Source organism: Ruminococcus albus AD2013 (assembly GCF_000526775.1).
In the GTDB taxonomy this organism is placed as follows: domain Bacteria; phylum Bacillota; class Clostridia; order Oscillospirales; family Ruminococcaceae; genus Hominimerdicola; species Hominimerdicola alba_A.
In genome coordinates, this window is the sequence record NZ_JAGS01000001.1 from 2,816,268 (window position 1) to 2,832,519 (window position 16,252).

The window sequence follows — 16,252 nt, forward strand, 5'->3', positions numbered from 1 at the left end:
ATGGGAATGATACCTAAAAAGACCAAGTCTGAAACAAAAGTATTCAAAGGTCTGACTGCACAGCGTTTTATGGGGCTTTTTGTCATAATCATGATATCATCAATGATAGGTTCCCTGATAGGTGGAGCGATGCAATGGCTTTTTATAGCTTGTTCTATAATCGTATACTTCATTCTGACCGGAAAATCACTTACTAATCCCTCTCAGTCTTTTGCACGCGGTCTAATAAACTTTATCCGATTTAAGTTTGACAACAACTTTTTTATTGGTTCTTCCAATCATGATTATATTGAATACCAGCAGACGATCAAGGAGAAAGAAAATGAAAAGTCTAAGAGAAATAAAAATAAAAAACATAAATAAAACTAAAAAGGTCCGTGTTACATCAGCGATGTTTCTTGACAACCTGATCGATCTTAACTCATTTAGTGTGCCTAACGAGGAATTCATATTTAAGATAAAGGCTGACGGAAAAGATAAATACATATCGTTGTTGATGGTATCAGGTATTGATATCTTTCATTACACGGACAACGATATGGAATCCGTATTCCAGAACTTTGCCCGGGCAACTACATCGATGAAATGCGCTCACAAGTACATATTTACAACATCATCGCCTTATTTCGAGCAGCAGAAGAACAATCTGCTGCTCAAGCGAAGAAACATCACTCATAAATATATAATGCGTATGATGGCAAGGAAAGAAAATGAGTTTCTTGAATTTGAAGAAAATCACAGTGACAGACTTGCATATCTACTGATTTTTTCTGATGATATATCTGAGTTGGATGACTGCTGCAAGCGATTCAAGCGTGAAATGATAGATACCAATGTACTTTTTTGTAACGAAGAACAAACCATAGAATTTTTTAACAAGTATCTGTGTTTCGACACTCAGAGTGATAAACTGCACACGTATACCGAAACAAACGATAAGACACTGCCTACAGAAATTAAGTTTTATCAGAATTATTTTAAGATCGAAGACAAGTACATAACCTCTTTGGTTGTCAATGACTATCCTGCTAACCTTAATGACCTTGAGCTTGCTGCACTTGTATCGACCTTCGCTGACTGCACTATCACATTTGATGTCAAATTCAGATCTAAGCAGATTGTGATTGATGAGATCAAACAATCCCTCAAAGAGTTGCGGTCACGTGCTGTTATAAAGCAGGATGTTGCTGATGATATCGATACTCAGAACGAATTTGATAAACTGACTGCTATATATAATGAAATAAGCAGCGGTAACGAACAGATGGTGTATACTACGCTGCGATTTTTCGTAACTTCAGACAGCTATGAAGAACTAAGTAAGCGTGTAAGAGATATTTCCGTAGAACTTGAAACTAGAGGTATTACATCTTTTGTTCCAATCAACGACCTGAAATCGGAATACTTTGGTATGACAACCGATAGCAATACTATTCAGACTCCTTATCCATTGCAGGATACATATAAACGTCAGTATCCGTTCTATTATCAGTCGCACACGGATCCTTCGGGCATTTTCTTCGGGTATACCGATACTCACGGTTTGAATATTTTTAACTGCTTTTACCGTAACGACAAGCAGGGACGTAACTCCTACGATCTGCTTGCAGTGGGCGTTAAAGGTTCAGGTAAATCTGTAACACTAAAAACTATGCTCCAGGATCAATTACTCCTGGGCAATAAAGTAATGGTCTTAGATATCGAAAATGAATACAGGGATATGGCGCGAATATTCGATGGACAAGTTATACGAATGTCACGCGGCAACACGATAAATCCGTTACAGATACGCATGACGGTGCTTGCTGATGCTGAAAACGATGATGAAAATGATGGAGCTTCGATAACAAAATCAGAAGCGATATCAATGAACTTCACTTTGGAAATATCCAGAATATGCTCATTCTTCGGGCAGTATAATCCATCTCTTTCCGACGATGAATTATTCGCGCTGCGTGATGTTCTGGTCGCAGTATATAAGGAAAAAGGCATAACTGATACAACGGATATATCTTCTTTTCTCCCGGAACAGTTTCCTATTTTCAGTGACCTATACAACTATCTCACGAACATTCAAAAGGATCAGACTCTGTCTGAATACGAAAGATCGAACTATAAAAAGCTTGAAACACAAATCAAGCAGTTATCTAAGTATGGTGCTTTCGGTACGATGTTTGATAACTATACGAATGTAAATATCGATGATAAAAACCTCATCGTCTTTGATGTCAAGCAGATTTCTGAAATGGAAACCAATGTTTATAATGCACAGCTTTTTAATATTTTATCCCTTATGTGGGCAGAAACTTGTAAAAACAGAGAACATAATGCTTTCGTTAGTCCACATGAAAGACGATATATTGTGTGTCTGTTAGATGAAGCTCACCGATTTATCTCTGTAAAAAACAGACAGGTAACGAAATTTATTGAGACTCTTCTCAGGCGTTCACGTAAGTATGATGCAGGATTATGGTTTGCATCACAGTCTATCCTGGACTTTCTTCCGTCCTCGGACAGTGCTGAAACAGACGTAATAAAGACAATCTTCCAGCTTATACAGTATAAAATAATACTCAAACAGTCACCTGACAGCATACAAAAACTGCATGAGATATTCAGTCAGTTCACTCTTTCCGAACTGAATAATTCAACTAATTTTCAGGCAGGAGAAATGCTAATGTCACTTTCTGCCGGTCGAAACAAAGTTCATTGCTACAAAATTGCAACCGATTGCGATTTGATGTACATCGGTAATGCACAAGACAGAAGTGAAATTATACATAAGATATTCAATCGTTATTATACTGAAATGAGTATGAAAGAATATGGCAAGCAATTATTAAATGATCCTGCTATCAGAGAAAACTTCTGCAAGGTTTTTACCAATGAAGTACTCAGCATTTTTGGTTTTGAAAAAGAAGATAGTGATTATCTTTATACTCTTGTAGCAAGCACTGTTATTTCATTCGGACAAGAACTGATAGATATCGCAAAGGAGTAATGATATGGAAACAAAAAAAAGCAATATAATATATACCTTATTCTTACTCATAACATTTCCACTATTTTTCTTTATGCTGAGTTATCCAGCTATACGAACAAAGGCTAATGACAGTAAAAGTAAGTTCTATAATGAAAGCATTGAATTGGGTGCCTACATGATTAAGGTATCCGATGCGGCATATCTTGAAGATAAATCAGAACTTGATTTTATGCTATCTGTAATAAAAAAATCAGGCAAAACTGAAGAAGTAAAGCCTGAGATAGAGTCAGTATACTATTATTATAAAGGCGGCAAATACAAAGATGTAACATCGAATATGACCATAGATCAGCTGAGTGATATATCATCACTTGCTAAAATAAGCGATGCTGAAAGTGAGTTTTCTTATATCGGTATTGCTATCTCCTATAAAGAGAATGACCGCTATGCCGAGGATAAAGTCGATGAATTCGGTGATACGATCAAGGGTGAACTGATCGAAGGCAAAACATATAAGGTGGTCATTTGTATTGATAAGCGCGATATAGAATTCATGGATTCCAAGGACTACGATCCCAAAGGAAAGGATCTATCATCGCAAGAAAGTGATGATACGAGCAGCGAATATGATGATGATTCCTCAAAGCCTGAGTATACTTCTATAACAACAACTACAACAAAACCTATGCTTGTGCCGGACAGTCGTCAAATCACAACAACTAGCCGAATTTCTGAAAGCTCATCATCTTCTTCAAAAAAAGATAATAGTTCCTCCGCTGCTAGTCATAATAATTCAGTAGGAAACGGAAACGTCGGAGGTTATTCAGGTGGGTATTCCGGTGGCGGATATTCAGGCGGAGGTAATAATTACAACGACTATGAAGAACCTCCGAGAGAAGAAGAAACAACGACCACTAAGCAAGTTACAACATCAGTAACAACTACAGCAACAACACCTCAGCCAACCGTTACAACAACACCTGCGCCTGTCACAAGAGCTATTATTCATGTGGACGGTATCAAGCTTGAAACAGACTATGCTGCCAATAATGTTACTCTTAAAATCGGTGAAAAACATAAAATCAAGGCTGTAATATCACCAGATAATGCAGATGACAAGTCAGTAAAATGGGAGAGTAACCGTGAAGATATTGCTGTTATCGATGCAGACGGAGAGATAAAAGCAGTCGGAAAAGGTAAGGCTATAATCACCGCAACGACAAATGACGGCGGTCTGAAAGCAAGCTGTATGGTCACTGTATCATAGAGCATTCAATAAAAGATGTGTCTATAGACACAGATAGCATTAAAAAAGGAGAATAAAAAATGACTGATAGAAACAATATATCATACGATAAATATCCGTTTCATGACGATGTTAAGCTTTCTTATTTCGGCAGATCTGACAAAGAAATCGACTACATAATCAGGCAAGGAATTGATGATTTTAAGAGCGGAAGATCGTTTCCCGAGAACGGAAATTTCAACGGACTGGACAACTACAGCGTAATGATGGAAATAAATAATACTGTTGTCGGTGTTCGTCTACCCGATCTTACTTATGCAACATGGACCGGTAATACAACAGATGGTGTCAGCAACGGACACTATATGATGACAAGAAAAAGTGCTCTTGAAGACTTCGCAGTACGCGCAAATATCATCGACAAGCAGAGGTATATTACTAACGATGAATACTCTAAGATAATGATTGACGGTCTGATTCCCGAAAGAATAAGAGATGATATTTCCGAAAACTTGCAGGATAATCTTGACAGTTACGGCTCGGATGGTTTCACTTTCTGCGTTATTTCATATGCAGGAAATAGTGTAGCAATTTCCATGAATATGATGGATAACGATACATTTTACGAACATATCAGAGATTTCTTTGATGAAAACGATTGGTATCCTGACGGCGATTATGTTGATTTTCGGGTGACAGAATATAAATACGGATTTGGTAAAAGCACTGCAACAGATAAGCAGATCGAATATATAAATAACCATCTCGATAACGTATTACTGTTCTCACAGGAAACAGATCATCAAGCTTTTGAAGTAGACAGGCAGTATATTTTGAACCTTGACATGGGAGAATATCATGGACGATAATAACTTTTTTGAATATCCGTACAGCGAATTCCGCGATGGTGTTGAACAGGATTTCACCGATAATGTCAGAGTAAAAAAGAAAGTATTTTATAAAAACATAGGTATAATAGCTGCCGGTATAGTATGTATGTTACTGTTCGTTCTCAGGCTGCCAAGCATATTCCTGTGGTTAGGTATAATACTTCTTATCGTTGGTTCTGTTCTATTCAAAAACACGTCAAAGCACGATGAACACTTGCTTGAAATATATGCCGGAGAACGTAAGATGGAGCTTATATATTATACAAACAGCTATCGTTTCAAGCGTGTTCTGAATGTAGCTTATGAAGATATTCTTCGAGCAGAATTCGCTAATAACAGCTATGAAAAATTTCGTTTGTGCTTTAAAAACAGTAAAGATACAAACCTAAGTTCATACACTTTGGACAATAAAAAGCTTGACGAACCTCTTGAAAATATATTAGAATTTGACCTTGCTCCTAACTCCCTTGAACAAGGTTTCTTCTTATATCTTGCTTCAAGCTGCTTCGTTATCCGTAACTACAACAGAAAGAAAATCGAGAAAAAATTCGGCACAGCCGAGGACTATTTTGATAATATTGGTGCTAATTTCCTCTCTCCCGGAGAATAAAAAAGGAGTAATTTATATGAGTAAAAGTAAGAATGATATCATCATAAGAGGATTAAATGATAATACGATAACTCAGCTTGATTTAATTGCAAGTAAACGCAATTGTTCTTCAAGGAACGAACTTCTATGCAAGATTATCAATGAATATGTTGCCTGCAATAATGATGAAATGGTTGAATATCTTCCAAAAATCGTTCGATCTCTGTGTGAAACAGAGATAAAAAATACATCTGCAAATTCAACCGAGGTCCTTACAGATGTTTACAGAACACTGCTAAGATTGATTAGAATTACGCAGAAACTTGAAAATTTTCTTTATCCTGAACTGGATAAAAACGATGTAAACGACTTGAATTCTAAGCAGCTTTTAGCGATTATAGAATCTGCGGAACAAACTTCGCCTTGATTCAGTCAAAAATCAGCGTCTTAAATGAGTATATCCGTATATCCAAATAGCTAAAAACAGTATATCTGTATATATAAAAGAGTATATCCGTATATCTGTTTTGAAAATATTCAGCTGAATGAAGTATATCCGTATATCTATTATAGTATATCCGTATATACATTTTCAATAGATACGATATCACTTTTTCTAGCCTAAAAGTGCGGTACTACCGCACTTTCTTACTGAGAGTGATATCACTCTCTTTATGCTCATTATTACCTATTTATCAGCCGCAATAAAAAAAGGAGTGATTGAAATGCCCAAAACCAAAAGACTATTTTCACTGGATGACCGAACATTAGATTTATTAGACCTACTGAAAACAGAACGTGGTCTTACAAATACATCAGAATTATTAAGAGTGCTGATACTGGAAGCAGCCATTGCCGAAAACATCACAAGCGACTATGGTGAACTGCCGAGTACATCAGAACGTAAACGGGCTAAATCTGATATAGCGTCTAGGCTTGACCGTATGGAAGTAGCTTTATCCAAGCTGTCACATCAGATTGGTGACATTAAAGAATTCACCTACGAAACACGAGACGGAGTTAACAGCTACCTAAACTTCTTAGGAGTAGAAAATACAGATACAGCAGATGAGAACATTAACTGCCAAACGATACATAAAAGCATACAGCAGGCAAAACAAAATTACAACTCTCAGATGCGGCAAAATGCAATTAATAAAGCTAACTTCGGAGGTGGATACTAATGGCTACACCCGCCGTTGTATTCAAAATACAATTCCTTTACAACTGGTACATCCGATCTGATACACAAAGTAACAGCAATACCAAATATGTTAAAGGTGATTTTACTGACTACCTGGAACGACCATCTGCATTTCTTCCTAAACTGCATAGTAAGGAGCAAGAATACAAAGACTTTCTCGACTATATGAAGAACGATGAAAAATCGAAAGGCGCATTTGATACTGAACACGATCTGCTCACGCACGAACAGCTAAACGATTATAGGACACAGGAAGTGACAGCTCGTGAAAATGGTTGTCCCAAATATAGTGGGGTAATTTCATTTAACAATGAGTTTCTGCGTAACAATGGTATTCTTGTTGGAAGTAACATTGACTATATTAAGCTGAAAAATGTCGCACGTAATGGTATCAATAAGATGATCGACAAGTCAGACAAGCTTTCCGCTGATAACATCAACTGGATAGGTGCGATACATGAAAACACAGATAATATCCACATACATTTTGCTATGTATCCGCTGGAAAGAACTACACGCAGGAATCACAAAGATAAAAATCAGAACTGCATAGAACAGGATGCTATCAAAACATTAAAGTCAACGATAGCAAACGGCATAATCAATCAGACACATACACCAGAGATCACACGTATCAAACGTGAGATACTTTTTCCTCAGCTGTCCGATGCTATGGGAGGTGCCGAAAAGATGCTGCTTGAATTGGCGGATAAATTTCCGTCGAACATCGCAATGCAGTATGGTAATCATCGCATGAAACCTTTCCAGCGCGAGATCGACAAGTGTGTTGATGAGATAATCGGCTCGGATCCTGAACTAAAAAAGTCATTTGATTTGTATGTGTCGTCATTAGGTATGATGGATAGGCAGTATCAGGATTTTTATGGTGACGAATCGCAGGCGCTTACTTATTCGGAACATCAGATGGAGGACTTCTATAATCGTGCCGGAAACATTCTGCTAAAACACATTAAGGAAATGAAAAACGGTGAATATCCTGATACCGGGTCCGATGAACTTATAAAACGGTTGAGCGATAAGGGTGTATCCGGGAGAGAAGAAAAAAAGGATATTGATGAACTTCGGGATTATCTGCTCAGTAATAACAAATACATCAGCAACTATAATATTGCGAACAAAGCGCTCGGTCTTATCAAAGACGATGATGACATCAAACGACTTGAAAGTGTTGCCGATATTTCTGACACAGCTGCATTTACACTTGGTATGTACTACAAGGATAAAGACAAAAAACTATCAGAAAAATATATGCTTATGTCGGCAAACAATAATGACCGTGATTCTCAGTATCAGCTGGGCAAACTTTATCTGGCTGACGATGATATAAAGCAAGGTGCAGAATGGATGCGGCGCTCTGCCGATAACGGTCACGCTTATGCACAATATGCTTACGGAATAATGATGCTAAAAAACAATAGTCCCGAAGAGGGGTTATATTATCTTAATAACTCATACAAAAACGGAAACAAGATCGCGCATAAGGTGGCGCAGTCATATAAGAAAAAGCTAGAAAGCGAAGAAACAACTCAAAACACCGCAAACGTATCTACTCAAAAGCCTGTAAAAACCAACCGCGGTAAAAGCATAAATAGAACAAAAAAAGCACCGATGCTGCGTCGATCAGTAGCTGCATCTACTTATAATGCCAATATGTGCTGGTCACAGCTTAGAAGTATAATGGCTGAATATGATGCACATATAAAGCAACTTCAACGTGAATTCGACTATGAGAATCAGATCAGCAATGATGATTATCTTGAATACACTCCATACTATTAAGGTGTTATCCGAGAGGAAAGAAAAAGGAAATGGATAGGTGATGATGAAATGGAAGAAAAAAACAAAGATAACAGGGGTTTGGTGAGATTAAGTCAGCTACTGGGCTTTTCACTGTTTTTCTTTTTGCTGATAAATGTCGCGCTCAATTATTTTGTACTTGCAACCAAGGCCGTATCTGTCCTTAATGATAAGCAAGCTGTAAATAAAATCATGAAATTCCAAATCGAATTTCTCTATAAACAGCCCAAAGAATTTGATTTGCCAATGGTTTTACTAATAACCTTTGCAACTGCTTTTTATATCACTTTCAAGCTCGATGTCAAGTGGCACGTAACGCATGACAACAAGGAGATCAAGGGTAAAGACCGATTTCTAAAAGAAAAAGAACTAAAAAAACTGTTCTATTCCTTCCCTGCTAATGATATGAAAAGTGCTGAGAAAAGCGGTATAATACTTGCATACGAAAACGGCAGATACTACATAGACTGCGAAACGATACACAGCCTTATAATCGGTACTACACGTTCCGGTAAAGGTCAGACATTCGTGCTGCCTATGATACGTCATATCGCTCTATCTAAACTAAAGCACAGCATGGTGCTAAACGATCCTAAAGGTGAGCTGCTGGAAAATACTTATAAACTACTAAAAGATAACGGATATAATGTAGTGGTGCTGAATCTGCGAGATACGAAAAAATCATCTTTATGGAATCCTTTGCAAGTAATCATAGACGAATACAAACGCTGTCGCAAAGAAAATGATGATCTATCCATTTGTATTACTATGATAGATTCTGTTGCTGACACATTCACTCATAATGATAAATCGGATCCTATCTGGCCCGAAAGCGCAAAAGCACTTCTAAAAGCCATGATACTATATCTTCTTGAAAAGGGATACGATAACAACTGCATCGAAAATGTATCAATGTACTCTGTATATCAGATGTTTATTGACTTCGGTGCCCAAAATGAACGCCGTGAAAAACGTGAAGTTAATGCTCTCGATGAACTCTTTCAAGAACTCCAGCGCAAGGATCCTCAGAATCCTGCCGTGGCTGCTTATGCGGTATCACGATTTTCGTCTGGCGAGATGCGTTCTTCTATTTTTTCAACTCTTGCATCTAATATCAATATTTTCGGCTCAGATCAGGGTATCGCTAAGCTCACCTCGGGTAATCAGATCAACTTCTATGAACTTGTTGATCCCGAAAAGCCTATGGCTGTATTTATGGTTGTTCCCGATGACAATCCTGCACGTTGGGTAATCAGTTCCCTGTTCGTGAATCAGTGCTATAATACACTGGTTTCACTTTCTGCAAAGTGTGCTGGTCAGAAACTCCCGCAGCGTGTGCATTTTATCCTGGATGAATTTGGTAACATGGTCAGAATTCCTGATATGGACAGTAAGATAACAGTCGGTGCAGGACGAAATCTGCTTTTTAATATGTTTATACAGGATCTTAATCAGCTTGACACAAAGTATGGTGATGCTGCCAAAACAATACGATCTAACTGCGGCAACATGATTTATATCAATTCTATGGACAATGATACAAATGAATACTTCTCAAAGATCCTCGGAACAACAACTATCGAATACACAACATACAGCGGTAAACTCAGCGAATTTGTAGAACATCAGAACCTTGTTGTTGAAGGACGTGCTCTCATGACTGCAAGTGAATTGTCAACGATGCCTTTCGGTTCAGCTATAACCAAAAGACAAAGAATGTACCCAATAAAAACCAAATTTGAGCCTTTCTACAGACTAAAGATCAAGATCACTACTCAGGAAGATATCGCAAAAGATTGTAACCTGATAGATATGCCCCTTTCTGATACTATTTTTGATATGGAATTACTATGGAAACCTCTTTTCACGCCTATAATAGACCCGAAAACAAGAAGACCGGTGATGGTAAATGATGAGAACGGTTTTGCGCAACCTGTGACCAACTGGAACGATGTTCGTAAATCATTTGAAGCACGTAAAAAAGTCAAGCTTGAAAAGAATGTCCGCACTGATTTTGCTAATAATTCTGTTAATGAAAGCGTTGCTCTCAAATCAACGTTGCAAGTCATCATTAAAAAGCTTGACGAACTGTCGGGAGGACAGTTCACTAACGAGTATAAAAACAATAATCTGAGCGAAGTCGAAAAAATAATAAAAATGGCTATCGGGCGCGGCAATCTGGATATGACAGAACGTGAAGAAATTCGTAAGTACATAGATAACTCTCACAATGTGTACTAATTAATGAACTGTCAATTTTTCTCGTTTAAAAGGTTGACAAACTATCCTGTTTCGGATATACTATAATATGGTTATCCCCTTAACACACCACAAGTAAGATCACTGCACCAAAGCAGCCAAAAGCCTTAAATACGCACTGTTTCCCAGCTTACGACGGTTGAATTTGTAAAGGAGAAACGCATATTAGATTAATTTATGATGACTTTGATCAAGTCTGGACTGTCTATCCGTGCAAAATTCCATAAAATAGGTGATATTATGACGATTGAAAATATAATGAAAAAATATGATAGTATGACAATAGATAAATTTAAGGATTATTTATTTTCTGATGTAGGTGATATTGATGATGTTGATATCATTGTTGGATTTATAAAGGCGAATGATGAAACAAAAATACAGGAATATTCTGATATGATCTGCAACGATAGCGGTTATAAAGGTATTTTTTTAGATGGAAATCAGTATATAATTTCAAACGATAAAAATGAAGTTCATATCATAGATACAGTTGCGGCTGAATTTGCAAAAAATTCATTAATCGAGATGGTTTTTGAAATTGATGAATTTATATTCCTTATTCGCCATAAAAAAGAATATATGGAATGGTTCAAACAAAACACGAAATGTATTCTATTTGATAACACATACTAAAGGCATACGGGCTTGCTCTTAATACCACATTAATTAGTATTATATCGGAACTTGAAACACTTGGCGGTTATCCTCACCCGCCGCAGGCGGGGAATGATAACTACGACACGATATTACCGTGTTATATAGCACTTTGTAATGGTGTGTTAAAGGGATAACCATGTACTATAATAAAGAATTAGCGCGAACCCTCGCACAGGATATGCAGTGATATGGAGGTGACACAATGGCTGTTTCAGAAGCTCATCAGAAAGCCAATATCAAATGGGGCAAAGAGAACTTAACTAATTTAGCAGTCAGACTTCGTAAAGAAAAGGCTGCTAAGTTTAAAGAACTTGCGTACAAAAACAATACAACGCCAAACGCTCTATTCAAAGAATTCGTAGATAAATATATTGAGGAAAACTCTTGACATACAGTATTTAATACTGTATAATAAACGGTAGACAGATACCACCTGTCTACCGTTTTTTATTTGCAAAAATAATTAATCGAGGTGTAAAATGAAAATACCAAATAAACTGCTGGAGCTGTCCCGTAACGAACTAATGGTAGCCTGCCGCCTGTACAGCATCGTTAACCGTCACACCAAGCTGACAACCAACGGATATGCAGTCTGCATCAAGCAGGAAACGATAGCAGCAAGCTGTGGGCTGTCTGTAGCGACCGTAAAGCGTGTTTTAAAGGCTTTGTCTGAGAAAGGGGTAATTACTCATCAATATCGTCAAACACGTTCTAACGGCTGTCTGGGTGCAACTCACTACGATTTGCAAGCCTTTTCTTTCCTCGCGGATTATTTCTATATGCCTAACGACGTTTTCAAGTTGGGTCTGTCACAGAAGATGTTCTATGCGTATGCGCTTTTCTGTAAGTTGGCTGACAGCAATAAAAGGTCCTTCTTCCATAGCTATAATGACCTTGCCGAGATGATGCAGCTTAAACGCAGTGAAGTCATAGAGCTTGTTGGTGCGTTGATAAAAACAAGGCTCATATTCCGAACTAGGCGCAGAACAAAGGCAGGCGATCACACAGATAATTTGTACTTCATTGTACTGAGGGTCAAGGGGCGAATAAAGAAAAAAAGGGCAAAAGAAATGAGAGCCCCTCGGACAAGGCTCTCACATCAATCACGATATAGTCAAGAACTTGCAATACTCGACTTCAACATGATAATATCACATAAAAATGATTTTGTCAAGGCTTTTGGGAAAAAATGCTGCAATTATTTTTACGATGAGGGTGGGGGCTGATTTGAGCTGTCATTATCAGTACCCACTTTGTATTATCCTAGAGAAAGAAAAAAAATATTTGGTTTATAAAACTATGTATATTATCGTAGAATATAAAGCGGCGTATTATTGTGAGGAAAAGGTGTGTTACTATGAGGAAAATAACAGCTCGTGATTATCTGAGAATAATGCGTGAGAATTACGGCACGATCAATTACTGCGCAGAAACCTGTGGATTCAAGGCAAGTGACTTAGGGAATATTGAAGCCGGGGTTGAGAACGATATCCGCGTGATAGCGAACACGTTCTTTCTTTTCTCCCGGAGATTTGGATTGAACTACTATGAGCTCATGATGATGGAAGCTAAGTTTCAGCTAGGTGATGAACCACCCAAAACTAAACCTAAAGCAAATGTATCCTTTGCGGAACTGCTAAAGAAAACACGAACGCAGGCGGGTATATCACAAGCTAAGCTTGCTGATACTATCTGCTGCACTAAGTTCACTGTATACACATGGGAATGTGGTGACAACATACCTGATCTAGAGATGCTCGAACGTATCTGTTATGCATTGAAAGTTCCAGCCGATTTTTTTGATGCAGTATACAAGGCTGAACGATTTCAGCCAAGAACACCAAGAGAAAGGAAAAAGAAAGAATGAAAAAGCTTATAATATGCGAAAAACCGAGTTTAGCTAAGAATGCAAGAGATGCGATAGCACATCGTGAGAATGTTCAGCGTGTAGGCAACAAAGACTTGTATTATTATGAAAGCAGCAGCTACGTGATAACGTTCTGTTTCGGGCATCTGCTTACTCTCGGGGAGCCTGAAAAATATGTACCGGAGGGAGAAACTGCGGTTTTGCCTATAATACCTGCGAATTTCAGACTGTTCCCGAATGGCAAGGACTGTGCAAGGCAGTATTCGCTTATCAAGAAGCTGATGGATATGCCCGAGATCGACGGTATCATACACTGCGGTGATGCGGACCGTGAGGGTGAGATCATCGTGCGTAACGTGCTCCGCGTCGCTAGGAACACAAAGCCTGTGTATCGTCTGTGGCTACCGGAACAGACTGAAAGCACGATACTGAAAGCCCTTAGCTCGCTGGAAAGTGACAGCAAATACGATGATCTGGCTAACGCAGGCTATGCGAGAACATTCGTGGATTGGCTGTTCGGATATAATCTTTCCCGTTATCTGATGCAAAAAGCTAATGTCCGTAAAGGCTGGGGCGTTGGTCGTGTAATTATCCCGATAGTCGATACCGTGTATCAGCGCGAACTTGAAATACGCAACTTCGTATCGACACCGTATTTTCAGCTTCATGGTGAAACGGAAAAGGACAGCATAAAGGTCACTGTCACCGATAAGGAGAAATACGATACTCAGGAACAGGCACAGATGCGGCTTACAGAACTGTCATCGGGTGTCTTTCGGGTCGGCAGCATCGATACGAAAAAAGCTGTTGTCACTCCCCCAAAGATGTTTTCTCTCGATACGCTGCAAGGTAAGCTATCAAAGGACCTGGGCATGACACTCGACAAGTCGATGCCCATTATCCAGTCGTTATACGACAAGAAATTTATTACATATCCCCGCGCTGATACTGAGTATTTCGCAGAAGAAGAAAAAGCAGATGTATTCGCTGTTGCTGACAAGATGAATGCTGTATACTCCCTCGATCTTGAACACAAGGACACTAAAAAGATATTTGACAGCAGCAAGGTGGAAAGTCACTCCGCTATCAGACCTACGCTTAACTTTCCGACAAATGAAAGTGCTCTGTCCGATGATGAACAGAAGGTCTATAACACGATAGTCAAGCGTTTCTGCGCGGTATTTGCTCCGCCTTGTACCGTCAACAGGACCGTGATAGTTTTCACCAATGGCACTCACGAATTCAAAATTAAGGGTGATACTCCCCTTACTCCGGGTTTCCGTCGATATGAACCGCATAAGAAAACCGATGATAATGATGAGGATAACAAAACGCTCCCTTCTTTTTCTCCCGGAGAACTTGTATCATTCTCTTGGGTCATCGATAATAAGATGACAAAAGCCCCTCCGCGTTATACCATTGATTCCCTTAATGCGTACCTTAAAGCGCCTTTTGCTAAATCATCATCTGCCCAGGATAACGATGACTCCCCTGCCGATGACAGTGAACTGTATGAAGCTGTAAAAAAGGGTATGGAGATAGGCACTGTAGCAACCAGAACTGGACTTATAACCAAATGCGTAAAGACCTATAAATACATCGATATAAAGCAGGGAAAGTATTACTGCACCGAAAAAGGTGAAGCTTTCATTAGATATCTTCATCAGCTGAATATCGACCTTTTTACCGAAAGAAACATCGAATTCAACATGATGATAAAGTCGGTCGAACTTGGAAAAGAAACAATGCAGCACTCAATAGATAAAACAGCCGATGAACTTCGTAGGATAATCGCACAGGACGTTACCGTTTGTTCCGCACAGAAATTTACAGACAGCAACAGTTTAGGAAAATGCCCTTTCTGCGGCAGTGATATACTTGACGGTAACAAAAATTTCTATTGTTCGGCTTACAAAAGCGGGTGCAAATTCGTCATATTCAAAAATACATACTGTCACTTCTCGTTTGTTAAGGATGGAAAGGAAATAAACTACACCAAGCCCATGTCCCTGTCCAAATCCAACTGCAAGGCTCTTCTAAGCAGCGGCAGCACCACGGTCAGCATCGAGGAGAAGAACGGCAAGGGCAAGTACAAGATCGGCGTTACTTTCAAGCCTGATAATAAACATGAGTTTGTCGGTATAGAGCGTATCCGGGAGAAGAAAAAGGAAGTTTGAGCGATGGTTACGACTGAACAAAAGTGTGTCTATAGACACAGTTTACTGTTACTGTTTCGCATACTATCAAAAGATAAGTTATGGTACAAATAAAATCCCACCTAACTATTGACTTTTATGCACATATATGATATATTAACAAATAATGATGGTATTATTGATATTTAGAAAGGAGATTAACATGGCAAGAAGATACATTGTTTTAGAAGAACACACCTCTGATGCCGGAATGTGTATTCCAATAGACATTATAACAACAATAGTCTCTTTATTATGCGCAACTAAAATACGCTGGTGGGCTGCTATCCTGCTGGGTTTTTTTATTCCCATTATTTTAGATACTATCGCAGCAGAATTTAAGAATAAAATATTTAGAGGTATCATAGGTTCTGTTGCTGGTGTATGCTATGGTATAACGATTTTAAATATACTCTCAATCTTTTTCAAATGCTTATTAGTTTTCAAAATTATAATAATGTTATTTGCAATAATGATTGGTATTCATTTCCATATTTTAATTGACGAAGATGATGTTTTAAATCCTAGCAAATAAACTGTC

The 16,252-nt window shown here is 38.3% G+C and carries 15 protein-coding genes; all 15 read left to right on the plus strand.

What is annotated here, in order from left to right; all coding sequences use genetic code 11:
* The 15 genes from N773_RS0112565 to N773_RS0112635 all read left to right on the plus strand — a co-directional run bounded on the left by N773_RS0112565 (position 1) and on the right by N773_RS0112635 (position 16,246).
* On the plus strand, positions 1-363 hold the full coding sequence (locus N773_RS0112565; RefSeq protein WP_024858109.1) for a DUF5592 family protein: 363 nt from the start codon (positions 1-3) through the stop codon (positions 361-363).
* Positions 323-3,001: a VirB4 family type IV secretion system protein gene (locus N773_RS0112570; protein ID WP_024858110.1), complete on the plus strand. Its 2,679-nt coding sequence runs from the start codon at positions 323-325 to the stop codon at positions 2,999-3,001. Before N773_RS0112565 ends, N773_RS0112570 begins: the two co-directional genes overlap by 41 nt.
* 4 nt (positions 3,002-3,005) lie before the next feature.
* Positions 3,006-4,250: an Ig-like domain-containing protein gene (locus tag N773_RS21320; RefSeq protein WP_024858111.1), complete on the plus strand. Its 1,245-nt coding sequence runs from the start codon at positions 3,006-3,008 to the stop codon at positions 4,248-4,250.
* A 59-nt stretch (positions 4,251-4,309) separates the two neighbouring features.
* Positions 4,310-5,098, plus strand: a complete 789-nt coding sequence (locus N773_RS0112580) for a hypothetical protein (RefSeq protein ID WP_024858112.1) — start codon at positions 4,310-4,312, stop codon at positions 5,096-5,098.
* Positions 5,088-5,729, plus strand: coding sequence for a hypothetical protein (locus tag N773_RS0112585; RefSeq protein ID WP_024858113.1), 642 nt, complete (start codon positions 5,088-5,090; stop codon positions 5,727-5,729). Before N773_RS0112580 ends, N773_RS0112585 begins: the two co-directional genes overlap by 11 nt.
* Positions 5,730-5,745: 16 nt before the next feature.
* Positions 5,746-6,135 carry a hypothetical protein gene (locus N773_RS0112590; protein WP_024858114.1) on the plus strand — a complete coding sequence of 130 codons (390 nt, stop codon included), beginning with the start codon at positions 5,746-5,748 and terminating at the stop codon, positions 6,133-6,135.
* A 247-nt stretch (positions 6,136-6,382) separates the two neighbouring features.
* On the plus strand, positions 6,383-6,892 hold the full coding sequence (locus N773_RS0112595; RefSeq protein ID WP_196231643.1) for a hypothetical protein: 510 nt from the start codon (positions 6,383-6,385) through the stop codon (positions 6,890-6,892).
* Complete coding sequence (gene mobL, locus N773_RS0112600) at positions 6,892-8,712, plus strand: relaxase MobL (RefSeq protein WP_024858116.1); 1,821 nt, start codon at positions 6,892-6,894, stop codon at positions 8,710-8,712. Before N773_RS0112595 ends, mobL begins: the two co-directional genes overlap by 1 nt.
* A gap of 264 nt (positions 8,713-8,976) precedes the next feature.
* The gene (locus N773_RS0112605) at positions 8,977-10,971 is read left to right on the plus strand and encodes a VirD4-like conjugal transfer protein, CD1115 family (protein WP_196231644.1); all 1,995 of its coding nucleotides are present in this window, start codon (positions 8,977-8,979) and stop codon (positions 10,969-10,971) included.
* A 276-nt stretch (positions 10,972-11,247) separates the two neighbouring features.
* Positions 11,248-11,625 carry a hypothetical protein gene (locus tag N773_RS0112610; protein ID WP_242840384.1) on the plus strand — a complete coding sequence of 126 codons (378 nt, stop codon included), beginning with the start codon at positions 11,248-11,250 and terminating at the stop codon, positions 11,623-11,625.
* A 226-nt stretch (positions 11,626-11,851) separates the two neighbouring features.
* A complete protein-coding gene (locus N773_RS0112615; protein ID WP_024856315.1) occupies positions 11,852-12,037 on the plus strand; it encodes a hypothetical protein in 186 nt (61 codons plus the stop codon).
* Positions 12,038-12,128: 91 nt separating this feature from the next.
* Complete coding sequence (locus N773_RS0112620) at positions 12,129-12,875, plus strand: helix-turn-helix domain-containing protein (RefSeq protein ID WP_024858119.1); 747 nt, start codon at positions 12,129-12,131, stop codon at positions 12,873-12,875.
* A gap of 131 nt (positions 12,876-13,006) precedes the next feature.
* A complete protein-coding gene (locus tag N773_RS0112625; protein ID WP_024858120.1) occupies positions 13,007-13,516 on the plus strand; it encodes a helix-turn-helix domain-containing protein in 510 nt (169 codons plus the stop codon).
* The gene (locus N773_RS0112630; RefSeq protein ID WP_024858121.1) at positions 13,513-15,693 is read left to right on the plus strand and encodes a type IA DNA topoisomerase; all 2,181 of its coding nucleotides are present in this window, start codon (positions 13,513-13,515) and stop codon (positions 15,691-15,693) included. Before N773_RS0112625 ends, N773_RS0112630 begins: the two co-directional genes overlap by 4 nt.
* A 181-nt stretch (positions 15,694-15,874) precedes the next feature.
* The gene (locus tag N773_RS0112635) at positions 15,875-16,246 is read left to right on the plus strand and encodes a hypothetical protein (protein WP_024858122.1); all 372 of its coding nucleotides are present in this window, start codon (positions 15,875-15,877) and stop codon (positions 16,244-16,246) included.
* The last annotated feature ends 6 nt before the right edge of the window (positions 16,247-16,252 follow it).